General features: G+C 38.4%; 16 protein-coding genes and 1 pseudogene. 4 read left to right on the forward strand and 13 right to left on the reverse strand.

The annotated features are described in order from the left end of the window. The first annotated feature begins 43 nt into the window (after positions 1–43). A complete protein-coding gene (locus ACWIX0_RS05985) occupies positions 44–496 on the forward strand; it encodes an acyltransferase (RefSeq protein ID WP_454172820.1) in 453 nt (150 codons plus the stop codon). Positions 497–667: 171 nt separating this feature from the next. Here the strand turns inward: ACWIX0_RS05985 and ACWIX0_RS05990 are convergent, their stop codons facing one another. The 13 genes and pseudogenes from ACWIX0_RS05990 to ACWIX0_RS06050 form a co-directional block, all read right to left on the reverse strand. Then, positions 668–1,057, reverse strand: a complete 390-nt coding sequence (locus ACWIX0_RS05990) for a hypothetical protein (protein WP_454172793.1) — start codon at positions 1,055–1,057, stop codon at positions 668–670. A 9-nt stretch (positions 1,058–1,066) separates the two neighbouring features. Then, complete coding sequence (locus ACWIX0_RS05995) at positions 1,067–1,504, reverse strand: hypothetical protein (protein WP_454172795.1); 438 nt, start codon at positions 1,502–1,504, stop codon at positions 1,067–1,069. Between the two features lie 57 nt (positions 1,505–1,561). Beyond that, positions 1,562–2,149, reverse strand: coding sequence for a hypothetical protein (locus tag ACWIX0_RS06000; protein WP_454172796.1), 588 nt, complete (start codon positions 2,147–2,149; stop codon positions 1,562–1,564). A gap of 11 nt (positions 2,150–2,160) precedes the next feature. Next, complete coding sequence (locus ACWIX0_RS06005; RefSeq protein WP_454172798.1) at positions 2,161–2,895, reverse strand: hypothetical protein; 735 nt, start codon at positions 2,893–2,895, stop codon at positions 2,161–2,163. A 498-nt stretch (positions 2,896–3,393) separates the two neighbouring features. After that, positions 3,394–4,743 (reverse strand): peptidase U32 family protein, encoded by a 1,350-nt coding sequence (locus tag ACWIX0_RS06010; RefSeq protein ID WP_454172799.1) that lies wholly within the window; start codon positions 4,741–4,743, stop codon positions 3,394–3,396. Positions 4,744–4,852: 109 nt separating this feature from the next. Next, positions 4,853–5,545 carry a chemotaxis protein gene (locus ACWIX0_RS06015; protein ID WP_454172801.1) on the reverse strand — a complete coding sequence of 231 codons (693 nt, stop codon included), beginning with the start codon at positions 5,543–5,545 and terminating at the stop codon, positions 4,853–4,855. A 301-nt stretch (positions 5,546–5,846) separates the two neighbouring features. Next, the gene (locus tag ACWIX0_RS06020; RefSeq protein ID WP_454172822.1) at positions 5,847–7,022 is read right to left on the reverse strand and encodes a methyl-accepting chemotaxis protein; all 1,176 of its coding nucleotides are present in this window, start codon (positions 7,020–7,022) and stop codon (positions 5,847–5,849) included. Positions 7,023–7,313: 291 nt separating this feature from the next. Then, positions 7,314–7,946 (reverse strand): annotated as a pseudogene (locus tag ACWIX0_RS06025) (PDC sensor domain-containing protein); the annotation flags it as partial. Positions 7,947–8,497: 551 nt separating this feature from the next. Next, entirely contained in the window at positions 8,498–9,721 is a 1,224-nt protein-coding gene (locus tag ACWIX0_RS06030) for a DegT/DnrJ/EryC1/StrS family aminotransferase (protein ID WP_454172803.1), read from the reverse strand. A gap of 140 nt (positions 9,722–9,861) precedes the next feature. Next, positions 9,862–10,578 carry a pilus assembly FimT family protein gene (locus ACWIX0_RS06035; RefSeq protein ID WP_454172804.1) on the reverse strand — a complete coding sequence of 239 codons (717 nt, stop codon included), beginning with the start codon at positions 10,576–10,578 and terminating at the stop codon, positions 9,862–9,864. 113 nt (positions 10,579–10,691) lie between these two features. Beyond that, a complete protein-coding gene (locus ACWIX0_RS06040) occupies positions 10,692–11,999 on the reverse strand; it encodes a hypothetical protein (protein ID WP_454172805.1) in 1,308 nt (435 codons plus the stop codon). 111 nt (positions 12,000–12,110) lie between these two features. Beyond that, positions 12,111–13,319, reverse strand: coding sequence for a threonine ammonia-lyase (gene ilvA, locus ACWIX0_RS06045; RefSeq protein ID WP_454172807.1), 1,209 nt, complete (start codon positions 13,317–13,319; stop codon positions 12,111–12,113). Positions 13,320–13,525: 206 nt separating this feature from the next. After that, positions 13,526–14,089 carry a bacteriohemerythrin gene (locus ACWIX0_RS06050; protein ID WP_454172808.1) on the reverse strand — a complete coding sequence of 188 codons (564 nt, stop codon included), beginning with the start codon at positions 14,087–14,089 and terminating at the stop codon, positions 13,526–13,528. Between the two features lie 293 nt (positions 14,090–14,382). Here ACWIX0_RS06050 and ACWIX0_RS06055 point away from each other — a divergent pair, with 293 nt between their 5' ends. From ACWIX0_RS06055 to ACWIX0_RS06065, 3 genes are all read left to right on the forward strand, one after another. Beyond that, complete coding sequence (locus tag ACWIX0_RS06055; RefSeq protein ID WP_454172810.1) at positions 14,383–14,967, forward strand: DedA family protein; 585 nt, start codon at positions 14,383–14,385, stop codon at positions 14,965–14,967. A 17-nt stretch (positions 14,968–14,984) separates the two neighbouring features. Next, positions 14,985–15,629 carry a hypothetical protein gene (locus tag ACWIX0_RS06060; RefSeq protein ID WP_454172811.1) on the forward strand — a complete coding sequence of 215 codons (645 nt, stop codon included), beginning with the start codon at positions 14,985–14,987 and terminating at the stop codon, positions 15,627–15,629. A gap of 281 nt (positions 15,630–15,910) precedes the next feature. Continuing rightward, the gene (locus tag ACWIX0_RS06065; protein WP_454172812.1) at positions 15,911–16,084 is read left to right on the forward strand and encodes a hypothetical protein; all 174 of its coding nucleotides are present in this window, start codon (positions 15,911–15,913) and stop codon (positions 16,082–16,084) included. Positions 16,085–16,098 lie beyond the last annotated feature (14 nt).

A 16,098-nucleotide genomic window follows, 5' to 3' on the forward strand; every position in this document is an offset into this window, starting at 1 on the left:
AAAAAGAAAAAATTCACGCGATTTTACGCAACCAAAAAACAAAATCAACATTTTGCAAAGCGGGATTGAAAATATCACAATGGGCAAAAATTTTTGCGTGGTAAGCCCTACAAATCTATATGGCTGTCATTTTGGGGATAATTGCTTTGTAGGACCATTTGTAGAAGTGCAAAGCGAAGTAACAATCGGGCATAACTGCCGTATCCAAAGCCATAGTTTTATTTGCTCTCTTACGCGCATTGGCAATGACTGCTTTATCGGGCATAGCGTGGTATTTGTAAATGATTTGTTTAGTGAGGGTAAGCCTAGTGCTAGTAAATCCAAATGGCGTGGCGCAAACATAGGAAATCGCGTAAGTATCGGGAGTAATGCTACGATTTTGCCCGTGAAAATCTGTGATAATGTCGTAATCGGCGCAGGAAGCGTAGTAACCAAAGACATAACAAAAAGCGGAATCTACGCGGGCAATCCAGCAAAAAAAATACGCGATTTGTAGGACATATCGCAAGATATAAGATTTTGCAAAATCTTTATAAATTTGTAGGGGATTTTTGCGTATATTAAAATCTAACATTTTTCAAATATTAGATTTTGCTACTTGATTGTAATTTTTTGGGTTTAGGATTTTTGTGCTTGCGCTTTTTTGTCGGGTTAGGATTTTATGGCTTTATTGACATTTTGGATAAGCAGGGACAATCACATATTTTGATTTTTTATCCCCATTTTTTATTCCTAGATTTTTTGCCTTTTGCGCGCCAAAAATCAAAAACTCCGCATTTACCGAACTATTTTCATAGCTTGGGTTATCCTCATTTAGAATCTGCACTTCTTTGCCACCTTTAAACATTTTGCGTTTTACTTTGATTTGTGCTTGTTTTTTGTTGCAGTTAAAACACACTTTTGCAGGAAGCCTAGCTTTTTGCCCATCGATTGTGATGATAGGATTGCCTCCATCAGAGCTTATCATTGTTACAAACGCTTTTTGACAACCGCTAAAAAGAAACGCCATTAAACCAAATGCTGATATTTTCAAAATATTATTCAAAACATACTTCATTTTGTATCCTTATTTTATGTTGCATTTTTGTGGATATACGGGGATTATTAGTTGCTCATTGCCATATTGATATGCAGCACCTGAAATCCCATCAACGATCTTTGGTATCAAGTTTATAGGAATTATAAAAATAGCTCCGCCAATACCTGAACTAATACGACTAGCCACACTTTGATTTGCTATTGTAGCCCCAATACTGCTTGAATGCACCCTGCTATCTTTATAGCCCGCATTATCTACTTCTAACACTTCGATAAGCACGCCTTTTCGTGGTAGCTCTACTTCTGCGGGCAGTTGCACTTTTTCTTTGCCAATAGTTGCGACTACACTTTGCCTATCTTGTGCTATAAGCCACACTTTTTGTTTTGCTCCATCTATCATCGTAGCACAGCCACTAAACAAAATCCCAAAAATCACCATACATAACAAATGTAGCTCTGTTTTCATACTTAGATTCTCCTTTGTGTTGATATGTGTTGATATTTCTATGTTTTTTAAGTTTTTTTACCAATCCCATTCGCCATCTTGTGAGTTGCTTTTTGAGTTGGTTTGTTTTTCCTCTTTTTTTGGTGGATTTTCAAACCTCTGCTTATCCTCAAGCCATTGCCTCATAAAATCGCTTCTAATATGCTGTGATACATAGGTGGTGCATTCTTGTTTTTCAACGAGCGTGAATTTTGCCCCTCCTCTTAGCTCCATTTTGACACAATAGATTTTCCCAGCTTGTGGAGTAAAATAAATATGCTTCCTAGCGACCGTCTTAACAGAAATAAATACAGGCTCTCCACTTGGCACAATATCGATATAAAACACCTCGCCCGGTCGCGCAAATCCAAAGAAATATCCTTCACTAAAATCATTATTTGCTTGCTCTAGCGTGTGTATAGTGGCGTTGTAGCGAGTGAAATAGTAAAAAGTTTTATTTGGCATAAAGCCATAGATTCTAGCTTTGTTTTGCGGTGGATTTTGTATGCCATTTATTTTTTCATTTAGCACAAATCCATAATCTTTGTTTGTATCATATTTTTGCTTTACTTGGGTTGCGTTAGAAAATAGCGCAATAGCACAAAGGCTTATGATAAGTTTTTTCATTTCTTGCTCCTTTATTTGTATTCATACACATAGCGCACGCCCACGCTTGCACCGCGCGAAATCCTTGTGTATAGATTTGGTAAGCTATTATGCGCTTGCGTGAAATTCCAACTTAATGCGTGATATTTGCTAAAAACTTCGATTCCGTGTCGCGTAGCAAAGCTATATCGTAGCCCTAGTTGGATAGGCAGGGTAGCAGAAATGGTTTTGTCTTTTGTGCTATAAATGCTTGTGTATGTTGGCGTGCAGATTCCACCGTAGTATGAATTTTTACAATCAGGTTTTTCTTTTTCATACAAACCGCCGATTAAAAAATCTATCGACACACCAATCGTCCCAAAAAGTCGCAATGATTGATTTTTGCGCCTCCACACATCGCCAAAAAATCCTGTGTGATAATACATAGCGTATAAAAAATCACTTTTGTTTGCTTCTACACTCACGCTACTCGTGCTGTAATAAGAAAATTCAGCAAGCCCACCATTTTTCCAATTTATATCTATAAATTCCATTCCTACGCCAAAAGTCCAGCCAAATCGTTCTTTTATGTAATAGTTTCCATTGAAATACAAATCTACGCCATCTGCTCGGGATTTGTCTTTGTGCAATTCTTGTCGCACGCTTCCGTCTGCAAATATTACAGGTTCTGCAAAATTTTGTCTAGCACTAAACCAGCTTGCGACATATCCTATTCCAAATTCAAAAGAAAAATTGCCTTTATTTCGATTTTGCAGTTTTGTAGGCACTTGATTTAGTTGTTTGGTGGTTTGAAAATCTTGCGTTGTTGGTTGATTTGATTGATTTGGCTGTGTAGTTTGAGTGCTATTAGATGAAAAATCTAACGAATTTTCAAGTTGATTAGCCTGTGCGAGTGAAAGACACGCTAGACACGATAAAAGAAAAAAGCTATTTACAAGAGAGAGAGAGAGGCTTTGTAGTTCATAGATAAACTCCTTTTGAAATGTGTTTTGTGCATTTTAGCTTCAAGCAAAAAACAAGTAAGAATCATAACGCATAAACACACAAAAAAAGTAAATTAAAAAAATGAATTTTGTTTTTTATAAACAAAATGTGAGATTCTAAAAAACGCGTAATTTTTTTGCTTAAGCTGTTTTTGTTGCTAAATTTTGGGTAGATTTTAAATAGATTTTGACACGATTTATGGGTAGCAAACCCCTAAACAACGCTAAAAACACAAAAATCTACAAACGCGCAAAATCCATAAAATCTAAAAACACCAAAACTCACAAAATCCGCTCACGCAAAAAGCTAAAAGGCGGGAGCGGCACGGGCAATGCAAATGCGTTTGTATTGCCACTATGGATAGAATCTAGCTCTTTGCCATTTTCTAGCAGGATTTTTTCAAATCGCATAAAATATTTTTCGCGTCCATTTTCGATTTTTTTGTAGATTTCGCCAAAAACTCCCTTTTTTTCGCAAATATGAGAATCTAGCGGCGTTATTATTTCTTTTTCCTCGCCTGCGCGGATAGTATGCCGACACATCGCTAGCTCGCCACACTCGCTTACTTCGGCATTCACTTGGTAACTTCCCTCGCTTATGGCTGTGAAGTGATTTTGCGTATCTAGTCGCTCAAATGGCTTTCGCACCAAAAATCCATCGGTAAATCCGCGATTTTTAAGCGTGTGAAGCTCATCTTGGTAGATTTGTGGGGTAAAGATTCCGCGCTCATAGTCATTTAATGCCATTTTGTAAGTGCGTGCGGTAACGCCTGCGTAATATGTGCTTTTGGTGCGTCCTTCGATTTTTAGCGCGGATATGCAGTCGCTATCGATGATTTCTTTTATGTGGCTAGCTAGATTTAAGTCTTTGGAGTTAAAAATATGCGTGCCAAACCCCTCTTCTTCTTGTAGTCGCAAAAGCACGCCATTATCGGGGTTTTTAGCATAAAATTCATTTTCATCAAATTCTACTAACTCGCCACTTTTTTTTGAGCGCACAAAATATGTGTAGTCAAATCGGCAGTCATTTGCGCAACTTCCGCGATTTGGCATTCGTCCATTTTGTAGCGATGAGATAAGGCAACGGCCTGAAAATGCAAAACACATACTGCCGTGTATGAAAATCTCTAATTCAAGTTTGGGAATCTCTTTTTTGATGATTAGCGCGTCTTTTAGGCTTAGCTCGCGTGCGGCGACTATGCGCTTTACCCCCATATCAAAAAACACCTGCGCATCAAGCACATTTAGCACATTTGCTTGGGTGGATAGATGGATAGGCACTTGCGGGGCTAGATTTTTGCAAAGCCTTACTATGCCCGGGGCGGCTACGATAAAGGCATCTGGTTTTAGCTCTGCCATTTTTAAGATATGGGATTTTAAGGATTCTAGTTGGGAGTTAAACGGGAATCCATTTATGGTTACAAAAACTTTTTTGCCTTTTTTGTGTGCGTAGTCTATGCCTAAAGCAAAATCTTTTATCCCAAAATCCTGCCCCGCACGCGAGCGCAAAGAAAACTGACTAGGGCTACCATACACCGCGTCTGCGCCGTAAGCTATGGATACTTTTAGTTTGTGTAGATTGCCTGCGGGGGATAGTAGTTGCGGGATTTGTGGATATTTTTTATGTTGCATTTTTTAGTGTTGGTAAATCTTTGGTAAGTGTCGCTTCAAAATCTATGATTTATTAGCTAGATTTTGCATTGCTTGGTTTTTTTGCGCCATTAGTTTTTTTCTAGTTTGTCTAGTTTTTTGCACCAAAAGAGGCGATTAGATTTTCGATTTCTTCGGCATTTGCCACATCAGCATTATCATCGCCCTGTATATACACGGCACTTGATACGCGTTTGCTATCATCGATTTTGCTTTCAAAGAGGGAGTTCATATATTGCGCTAATGCACGCATCACATTGATAACGCGCTCGATTCTCTGCCTGTTAATATCTTGAAATTGCATTATATCCATCGCTTGTAGCATAGCATCAGAGCAGGCATTTGCTCCATCAATGATTTTTGCCACGCTATCTTTGGCAGTTTTTGTATTTTCAGCAGATTCTGCAAATGCCTTGACATTTGGGAATTTTTCTGTAAGTTTTGCAAATATTTCTTCTTGTTTTGCTAGGTATTCTTTTAGGGATTTTGCAGCTTTTGCGACATCATCAGCGTTTGCCCCGATAATATCTAGCTGGTCAAACACTTCGCCCGCTTTTGCCTCTGTATCACGCGTAACATCATCAAGCTGATGAACGACTTTATGGTCGCTATTTGGTGGAGGTGGGGGCCACTCTTTGGAAGCATCTACACGAAAATTGCTTGTATCAAAATCATCTTTGGCTTTGGATTGAGAGTTAGATTCTTGTGTAGCAGAATCTAACTCGGCATTTTCCGCGCTGGTAGCACCTGCACTCATTAGCGCGTCTAATTCTTCTTGGGTCATTATCGCTCCTAACGATAGAAGTTGCGCGATTATAGCATTTTTTTGAAATTTTTGGGTAGATTTAGGGACTTTGTTTTTGCGTTGCGTTTGCAAAATAAGCGTAATCAACTAAAAAAAATGACATAAAATATAAACAATAATTTGTAAAAAACAACTCTAAAAAAGCAAAGATTCTCTAAAAAATTTATAAATTACAAAACTTTAATGAGAAGTTTTGACGCCTAATAAAAAGCCATCAAAACCTCTCAAGCACAAAAATCACGCGCAAAAAAGCACAAAATCTAAACACATTCAAAAAGGCTTAGAATTTCTTTTTGTCCGTGTCATTAGCGATTTCTAGGGCGATGCCATTTACGCGCTTAGTAACCTCATTTGTGCTGTTTGCCACTTGCAAGTTTTGTTGAGTGATACTCTCAAACTGCTCGATGGCTTCGTTTATCTGTCCTAAGCCCTCTGTTTGCTCATTGATAGATTCACTCATCTCATTTACTGATTGCACGAGGATATTTACATTTGCTTCGATTTCGCTAAGGCTTCGTGTGGTGCGCTCTGCTAGCTTTCGCACCTCATCTGCTACGACTGCAAATCCGCGTCCGTGCTCTCCAGCCCTTGCTGCTTCGATAGCAGCATTTAGAGCTAGCAAGTTTGTTTGCTCGGCTATGTCTTTTATCACGCTTACGATATTTTTTATGTCTTCAGCTTGTTGTGTAGCTTCGTTTGTCTTGCTTGCGACATTTTGCATAGATGAGTTGATTTGCTCCACTGCTGCGGCGGTTTGCTCCACAGAGCTAGCTTGGGTTTGTGAGCCTTCTGTCAAAATCTGCATAGACTTGCTTAGCTCTTCTGCCTGCCCTTTTAGCTCTTTTGCGAAGTTTGCAGAGACTTTTAGCATATCCACGATAGAATCCCCTAGCTGATTTATGCTTTTTTCTAGTCCTTGAGGATTATTGATTCTTGGCGTAAAGTCATTTTTTTGGTATGAAGCAAACACTCTTGCAGGATTTTCCAAATCCCCACCGACAAGGTTAAATAGCGTTTGAGACATTTCGTTGATTTTCTCTTTTAGCGTATTTACTTGAGGGTTGTTGGTGCTTTGTGTGATATTTTTGCCAAATCTACCCGCTTTTGCTTCATCTACCATATGCACCACTTCTTTTATCACGCTTGCATCTTGCTCAAGGGTTTCTTGCGTGCGTTTGGTATTTTCATTTAGCGCGATTCCCATAGCACCGATTTCATCGCCTGCGACTATGATTTTAAGCGGTGGTGGAGGGGTATTTGTCTCGTGGTTTAAATATTTAAAAAACGCTAGAAGTGTCGCAGAAACTTTGCCGATTCTCATCACCACGCGAGATTTAATATACCACGCCACAAGCAACGCAATAGCGATAAGCCCCACGATACAGCCTAGCACGATGACATTTCGCAGAGCATACACAGGCGCCATCACAGAATCTTCAGGCGCAGCCACTACCATACTCCAATAAGTCCCGCTACCCGGTGATACTTCAAAAGAGCTGATACTCGCATAGCCAGATAATCCAGCTGTGGTTTTGTAGATTTGCACGCTATCTTGGTGGGATTTTACTACTTGAAGCAGCTTTGATACGGTGGCGTCTTTATTTACATTTGCAAGATTATCCCCTTGTAGCTTTAAGTCATTATGCACCAAAATCGTCCCATCATCTAGCAACACAAAAGGAAATGCCCCTTCTATATGCCCAGCTTTTAGCCCTTCTATGATTCTCTCTCTAAATCTATCTGTCTCTACTAGCGTGCCAATCACGCCGATGACATTTCTATTAGCATCAAAAATAGGCACATTCACAGATACGCCATACATTTGTCTGCCATTGACTTTTTTAAACGCGGGCGGACTTATAGCGATATTTTTGCTCTCTATCGCCCTTTTTAGTCCTTTAAAACTTAGCACAATATCATCAGCAGATACTAAAGAGCCTTTTTGCGTGTGGTTAATATCTTCTGTGAGAATCAAAAATTCTCCATTTGATAGCCTATGTTTTGGATTTACGATAGCTTCCCCCTTATAAGCGGGGTCTTTTAGATACAGATATGTCCAGCTAGCCGTTACATTACTATTTAGCGCACCGATTAAGACATTTTGCATCATTTCTTGGCTATACGCACTGCCACCACCTCTTTGGATAAGCGATTCTAGCACGACTTCAGTTGTTTTTAGTGAGCTAACCACTTCGCCCATATATCTTCTCATATATTGAGAATATCGCTCTGAAATCGACTTGATTAGGGCGTTGCTCTCTTCTGTCTGTATGCTAGCGGAGCGCATATAGATAGTGATGCACATAATCGCCATAATCGCCATAACAATGCCGTTTATAAACAGCACGACTTTTGTCCCAAGTTTCATATTTTGCAACATTGCTTTTTCCTTCCTTTTGCATTTGGATTTGAAGTGGTGGAATTTTTGCAAATTTTTCCTTAATTTAGGCTAACAAAACACAAAAAATACACCAAAAATACAAAATTTATTAGCGTAAAATAAGGACAAATTACAAAAGTTTTTCCAAACATTTCGCTTTGATTTTTATCGGCATTTTTTATAAATATATGTAGTTTATTTGTGATATTTATGCGCTTAGATTTTGCTTGTTTTGCTTAGATTTTGCAAACATTTTCTTACACAATGAAATATCAAAGTTTTTTAGGTTTTTTTATGGATTTTATACACATTTTAGATTTTTATTTGTTGTGATTTTTTTATGTTGTTTGTGGAATTTGGCAAGTTTTTTATGTTTTTAGCGATACTTTTTTGCGACACTTTTTATTATATTTTATGATATTTAGATAGCACAAAAAAAACCCAAAATCTATTAAATGCGATTTTTCTCACACAAAGCAAAAAATCAAAAAATCGTTTGGATACTTTGATTTTAGATTAAAACCAAAGTATGATACAAACTTAATCAAAATCTATTTTTTGATAAACTCCTCGATTTTATCGCTAATATATTCGATATGCTTGTTTTTTAGATGCTCTCCCATAGGCAGGCTTAAGATAGTTTTGGCGCGTCTTGAAGCATTTGGCGTAGACATTATCCGCACGCGATTATCATTTTTTAGCACCTCTATATCACTAAGCGCGGTTGGATAGTGCATACCGCATTCTATGCCGTTTTGTCGCAAAAATTCGCATAGTTTATCCCTGCTTTTTTCGCCCTCCATAAGCCATTCTATGACAAAAAGATGCCATACATGCGATTCGCTAAATTCTGGCAAGATAAAATGTCCCTTTTTCGCTAAAGATTCTAATCTAAGATAATACCTCCTAGCAGCCCTAGTGCGATATTCATTATGCGTTTGGAGCAATGCTAGCTTAATGTTTAGAATCTTTGCTTGGATAGAATCTAGCCTTGAGTTGTATCCTATTGCTATGTGGTGATTTTTTACAAACGCGTCATTTGCGTATTCTTGCCCGTGATTTGCGATTTGTCTAGCTTTTTGGAGTAGATTTATATCTTTTGATAGCACCGCTCCGCCATCGCCATACGCACCTAGATTTTTACCCGGATAAAAACTAAAAGTCGCTATATCGCCCACACTGCCCACGCTTCGCCCTTTTTTATCAGCACCTCCGTGTGCTTGAGCGCAGTCCTCGACAAAGGCTAGATTATGCTGCTTAGCAAAATCACTTAAAAAATCCAAATCAAGCACCCTGCCATATAAATGCACAGCGATAAAAGCGCGAGTATTAGGGCTTAGATTCTCTTTGCTTATGTGAAATCTACCTTTTTTATCACAATCAATTATGGCGAGATTTAGCCCCGCATTTAGCACAGCTTCTGCGCAGGCAAAATAAGTATTTGCAGGGATTATCACTTCGCTATGAGGTGGCAAATCTAACGCCCTTAGCGCGATTTGAAGCGCGTCTGTGCCATTACCCACGCCTACGCAGTGATTTTTGTGATACGCGCTATGTAGTAGCTCCTCTACCGCTTCATCTAGTTTTTCTTTTGGTTTTTTAGGCGTTTGACTAAAAACTAAACTACTAAAATTTTCCTCAAACTCCCTAACTGCGCTTCCTAGCACAAAATCCGCATTTTCACATACGCTTTTTATGCCCTTTAGCACTTCTTTTTGCAAATCCTCAAACTGCGCTTTTAAGTCCAAAAATGGGACTTTTTTTACTTCTTTCATCTCCTTGCCTTTTTATGTTATTTGCATAGCAGTTATTTTGCGGGGCTTTTTGAACCCGCAAGCAAATTTTAAATCGGCAAGTTTTTTTAACAATATTTTTTATTTATGCTTTTTATATGTTTAGCTTTGTGTAAGAAAATCTAACATACGCCATTTTGCGAGATAAAAGCATAGCCCGTATTTGGCAGGATACAAATGGATTTTTTTGCCTCTTTTTTATGCAGTGTGATTTTTAGCGGTGCGTTTAGCGCAAGGGCGTTTTTGCCACAATAAGGCTTACCAAATTTGTCAAATTTTATGCGAAAAGTCCCCATCTCTTGGCAGTAAAAAATAGAATCTAGCGAGATAAAATCTATCCCAAAATACTCTCCCAAACGCACAGAAATTTCAGCATTGTTGCGACATTCTATGGAAATATTTACATTGCTATACCCTGATAGACATCGTTTGTTTTTGCCGCTCACAGCGATTATATCGCCCACGCTTGGCTGCTCATCTCTATCGGTGGTAGGCGAAAATCTAGGCGTATCAAAATACACACTAAAACTTTGTGGCGTGTAGATTCCGCTTTGATGAAATTGGATTTGCCAAAAGTTTTTATGTGGCTCTGTGAGTTTGTCTGGGCTAATTGAGGGGTGCATTTTACTTAGCGTGCTAGTTTGGGCAGTATTTGCAAAATCTAGTGAATCATTTAGTGCTAAATGCTGTGTATAGCGAATATGAGAGAGTGTATGCAAGGTGGCATTTTGCAAAGAAATATGCGTATTTATCGATTTGTTTGGCATAGCAAAAAAGACAAAAAGCCCCAAAATCACAACGCCAAAAACAAGCTCTAGCAAACTAAAACCATCACGCATAACTATATAAAACCTTTCAAAAATCAAAAAACGATTTTGATAAAAACCACGATTTTCTAAAATCTATGTTGCAAAATCGTTACTTTATCATAATCTAGCAAAATCTACATAATTTAGACACGGCAACCATTATGCCGAACCAAAAAAAATCTCTCCACCAAGACACCAAAATAATTTATATCGATTTTTTCAGATTTGTATCCTTTTGGTTTAGAGTGATAAAGGCAGGCGTTATTGCCAACTCCTATGTCATAAAATCCTAATCTCAAAGCAAGGCTAGAATCTTGCGTCTTTATGGCAAAAATCTCGCGCTTTTTTAGCTCATTTGCTAAATCTTTTGCGACATAATAAGAGTAAGCAAAATTTGGCTTAGGCGAAAAAAGATAAGTGATTTTGTTGCCAAAAAGTAGCAATGTCTCAAGCACAAGTAGCCCGACTATTAAACTTAGACGGATTTTGAATCGTTTTTTATAAGGTTTTAGCCTCACTCGAATATCACTAAAAAATCCAAACACAAGCACGGGAAGCCCTACCAAAAGCAATGGTGTCCATTGCGTAATATCCACCTTTTGACGCAATGATAATAGCAACATAAGCACCAAAGAGCTAGTGGCAATATACACCATAAGAGAATCCTCCCTCCTGCGTGCAAGTGCTGCATAAAGCGTATAAACATAATACAAAAACAAAAATGGCGAAAAAAGCATAGCCATATTTCCTAGCAAATCCAAACAATACGCCTTTGGCACGCCACCGATAGAATCCTCATACAAATACATATTTATGCCAAATCCCAAAATCGAAGCGATAAATGTCTTTGTCTTGCCTTTTTTTATCGCAAATGCCCCAAGCGCTACAAATACCGCGCTAAAGGCAAAATCTAATAACCCTGCTACAAAAATAATCACATAAGGCGGACGAGAAAATCTCATCTGCAAATAGCAAATAAGCAATAAAACAAACAAAATAAACCCGCTTTTATATAGCAAAATCGCGCTTAGATTTGTCGCGGGCAAAAGCGCGTATAACGCCATAAGTAGCAACGAATCGCTAGGTTTTTTTAGGTAGATTCTGCCTAGATTATACATAAGTAGCATATTTAGGCAATGCAATGCTACAAAACTTCCGCGAAGTCCATAATCACTGCTCCCAAAAATCTCAAGACACAAATTTACCCACGAAAAAAGATAAGAATCTTTTGCGTTTAGAAGTGAGTTTATTTCTTTGCTACTGATAGAGATTTGGTTTATCATAACACTAAGCGTGGCGACACTAGCTAGCACAATGCACAAAAATCCCAAATCCACTAAATCGTATTTGCGCTCCACTCGCTTGGTAGAATCCGCCCAAATCGCTGCATAAAAATAGATTTTTTTAAGGATTTGACTCATTTTGGTTGTCAAATTAGTATCAGTTGCCATTTAATGTTTATCCCATAAGTTTGAAAATCTTAAAAAATCCTGCACCACAAAATCGATTTTATAAAATCCATTTTTTTACATTTTTTTTTAGCAAAATCCAACGCCACAAACCTACAAAATCTCGCTAAACTCATAGCCATTTGCTTTTAGCTCTTTGCAGATTTGTTGCTTATGTGCCTCGCCTTTTGTTTCAATAGCTAGCGTGATATATACATCACCATAGGCTAGATTTATCGAAGTCCTATCATAATCGGTTTGGACGATATTTGCATTTGCACTTGCCAAAATCTCTGTCAAGCGTTGCAAGGCACCGGGCTTATCCATAAGCACGATTTGGAGTTGCAATCGTCTATGGGTTTTGATAAGCCCTTTTTGAATGATAAGATTTAGCATTGTTACATCGATATTTCCACCGCTTAGCACCACGCCTACGCGCTCATTTGGCTTGATTTCTAGCTTGCGATGAAGCAGGGCTGCCACTCCGCTAGCTCCTGCACCCTCGACTACTAGCTTTTGATTTTCTAGCAGGTATAAAATCGCGCTTGCGATTTCCTCATCATCGACTTCTACTATCGCGCTTAAGCCCTCGCAAATATATGAAAAATTTAGCGCATTGACATCGCGCACGGCTATCCCATCAGCAATAGTCCGCACCGAAGTAGCATTTTGAATCTTTTTAGCATAAAAGCTAGTCGCCATAGCATTTGCGCCTTTTGCTTGCACCCCTATGATTTTGGTGCGCGGGCTTAGGGCTTTATACGCGCTTAGGATTCCGCCCACTAGCCCGCCTCCACCGATAGGCACAAGCACAAAATCTAACTCCTGCTCCTCTATCATTTCTAGCGCGATAGTCCCCTGCCCCGCCATCACCTCTTCATCGGCAAATGGGTGGATAAAACTTAAATCCCGCTCTTTTGCGATTTGGTAAGCCTTTGAATATGCTTCATCATAATTATCCCCGCTTAGCACGACTTGCGCGCCTAGCTCTTTTGTAGCTAGCACTTTTAGCAATGGCGTAGCCTCAGGCATAACAATGACTGATGGAATCCCAAAATGTGTCGCAGAATACGCCACGCCCTGTGCGTGATTGCCCGCACTTGCAGCGATTACACCTTTTGCGCGGGATTGTTCGCTCATTTGGGCGATTTTGTTAAACGCGCCACGGATTTTAAAAGCCCCTGTGCGTTGTAGATTCTCTTTTTTTAGATAGATATTTGCGCTTGTGAGTTTGGATAGCTTAGGTGCGTAAGAAAAAGCCGTGCGCTCAATCACGGGAGCGATGATTTTGTGGGCTTTTTGTATGGATTCTAGGGGTAGCATAGATTTTCCTTGTTTTTTTTAGTTTTTTTTAGTTTTTTTTGGTTGTTTTTTAGCTTGCGTTATGTTTGAAGCCTTGTTGTTGTTTATGGTTTTGCGTGCTAGATTTTGCGCTATGTGTGCTATCGTGGTAAAATCTACATTTGCAAAATCTATAAAATCAATGTTTGATTTTCCCGTGTTTTTGGCGTGATTTTCGCCCTGCTTGCTTACTTTTCATCGCGCACAAATTTTATTGTCTGCCCGCAGGATTTGCAGTGAAAGACTTTGCCTTTTTGGACTTTTTTGTGAATGGTATCAAGCAAGTGAAATTCCTCTCGGCATTGACAAGTATAAATATGAAACACCTCTTTATGCTCTTCTAAATTTTTTTTAGCTTCTTCTTGATGAGAGGCTCGCCATTTTTCGATTTGCATATCTTCTCTTAATATATGCTCTATAAGCCAATCTTGCGTGATAATGGCTAGCTTTTGTTTAAAATCATAGCGGATATTTTGGATAAGGCTTGTCATATTTGAAATGATTTCTTGATGGGATTCTCTTTGTTGCTCTAAATTTGGATAGCCGATACTCTCCATATACGCTTCCTCATCGGCAAAATGCACTTTCATATACTCAAATAGCTCAGATAAAATCTGCTTTATCTCATCGCTACTAGCCTGCCTATTTATCAGCAATCCCACGCGATAAGCGATGTCAAATAGCTTTTTATGTTGCGCATCAATGGCGTCATTATGAATGCTATATTTTTCGTCCCATTGAGGTAAATCCATATCCTAAACTCCACTTGATTATTTTTATCTTAAACGCTTTTGTCGCAAAATCATCTCTTTTTCAAATCATTCTCTCAAAAACAAATAATTATACATTAAAATGCAATTTTAAAATAGGCTTTTTAGAGTTTAAACTCGTTTTATAAGATTTTGTTTTTTAAAATTTGCATAAAGTAGATTTTATGTGGATATAATGCCTACTTTGTGTTTTTGCGTGTTTTTCGCGCTTTTGGGCTTATTGATTTATCACAATCCAAACTAAAATCTTAAAAAACAAATATAAAAGGCAAAATATGGAATCTACCATAAATTCTTTTAAAGATTCTTTTGAATCGTGGGGATATATCGCACTATTTATTTATTGTATGGGTAGCGGATATGTGGGGATTTTGGCAACAGGAGTGCTATCTAGCTTGGAGCAGATGAGCTTGCCTCTTAGCATATTTATAGCGACTTTGGGCAATGTATTTGGTAGCTCTAGCCTCGTGTATGCCGTGCGCTATGAGAAAAAAGAATTTGGCAAATACCTAAGCAAACATAGGCGAAAAATCGCGCTTATGCACCTTTGGCTACGCAAATATGGCGCGATTTTGATTTTTATCAACAAATATTTATACGGAATCAAATTTTTAGTCCCTGTGGCGATTGGCGTTAGTCGCTATGATTTAAAAAAATTTTTGATTCTAAATGCCTTTGCTTGTGTAATATGGGCTAGCACGCTAGGAAGTGTGGCTTTTTATAGCTCCAAATTTATCATTTCACTTTTTGATAAATACGGGCAGTATTCATACTTAGCAGTCATTGCATTGCTTGTAGTAGTGGCTATCGGGCTATTTATGCTAAACAAAATCTCAAAGCCAAAATTGCTAGAAAAATAATTTTTTAGGCAACGCAAATGCGACATAAAATATTAGGGATTTTTGCTTTTTTTGTGGGATTTTGCTTTGTTTGCGGGGTGGATTTTGCACTTGGAGCAAAAATAGATTCTAGCGATGGGAAAGAATACTTACGCACTTCTAAAAATAAATCAGGCAAAAGAGAGACTCCACCTAATGAGTCAAGCCAAGCACTCCCAAATGCAAATGATTTTTTGCAATTTTTTGAATCAAACTTAGAAAAAAGACATAAAGAGATTTTGCAACACACGCTAAATAATCACTTTTTGCGCTTTCGTGGGTATTCGCTGATTGACTACTCGGTGTATAAAAAGCTATCGTGGAGGGAGCGACACAAAATCAAAAAACCGCTTGTGTTTTTTAGAGGATTTTTGGATTCTGCGCCATTGTATAGCGAGCAAGGGGGAGTAAGCGTGTATGCTAGACTTGCGAGTGATGAGAGTGTGCGGGTGTATCTAAACTTTCAGCCTAGATATTTTAGCGATTTGCAAACCATAATGGGCAATGGCAGGAAAAACGACACAGAATCAAACGCTAGGACAAACACAAATATAAGAAAAGCTAGCAAGGGTAGATTTTACGCGCTATGCGCCCTGCCAAAGATAAATCGCTGTTTATTGCTAGGCATAGGCGAAAAATGGTAAAACCTACTCATTTTTTGCAAACTTTTTTACTTAATTTTAACCTAACAAAAAAATATCATTATGAGCAATAACCCACCACCATTATAAAAATTGTATTTTTTAACTAAACTCAAGGCAATACATTATTTGTTGATTGCGATATAGATTGCCACGCATTAGATTTTACAAATTAGATTTTACAAAAATGCAAAATCTAATAAAAAGATTGCCACACGGATTTTGACAAGCCAAAATCCACTCGCAATGACATTATTCCGCCCTATTGCCGATTTGCAAATCTCTTGTCCCCATCCATTGCGGAGGGGGCTAGGGGGTGGGTATCTTGTCGGACTAAAAATCCTTGTCATACTGAGGTTTCGCAAGAAACCGAAGTATCCAAAACATTAACCATTGTCGGACTGAACGCAAGTAAAGTATCTCTAAAATTAAAAACGCAAACAGAGTTATTTCGCTAAACGCTCAATATGTC

This window comes from Helicobacter sp. T3_23-1059 (genome assembly GCF_053654515.1).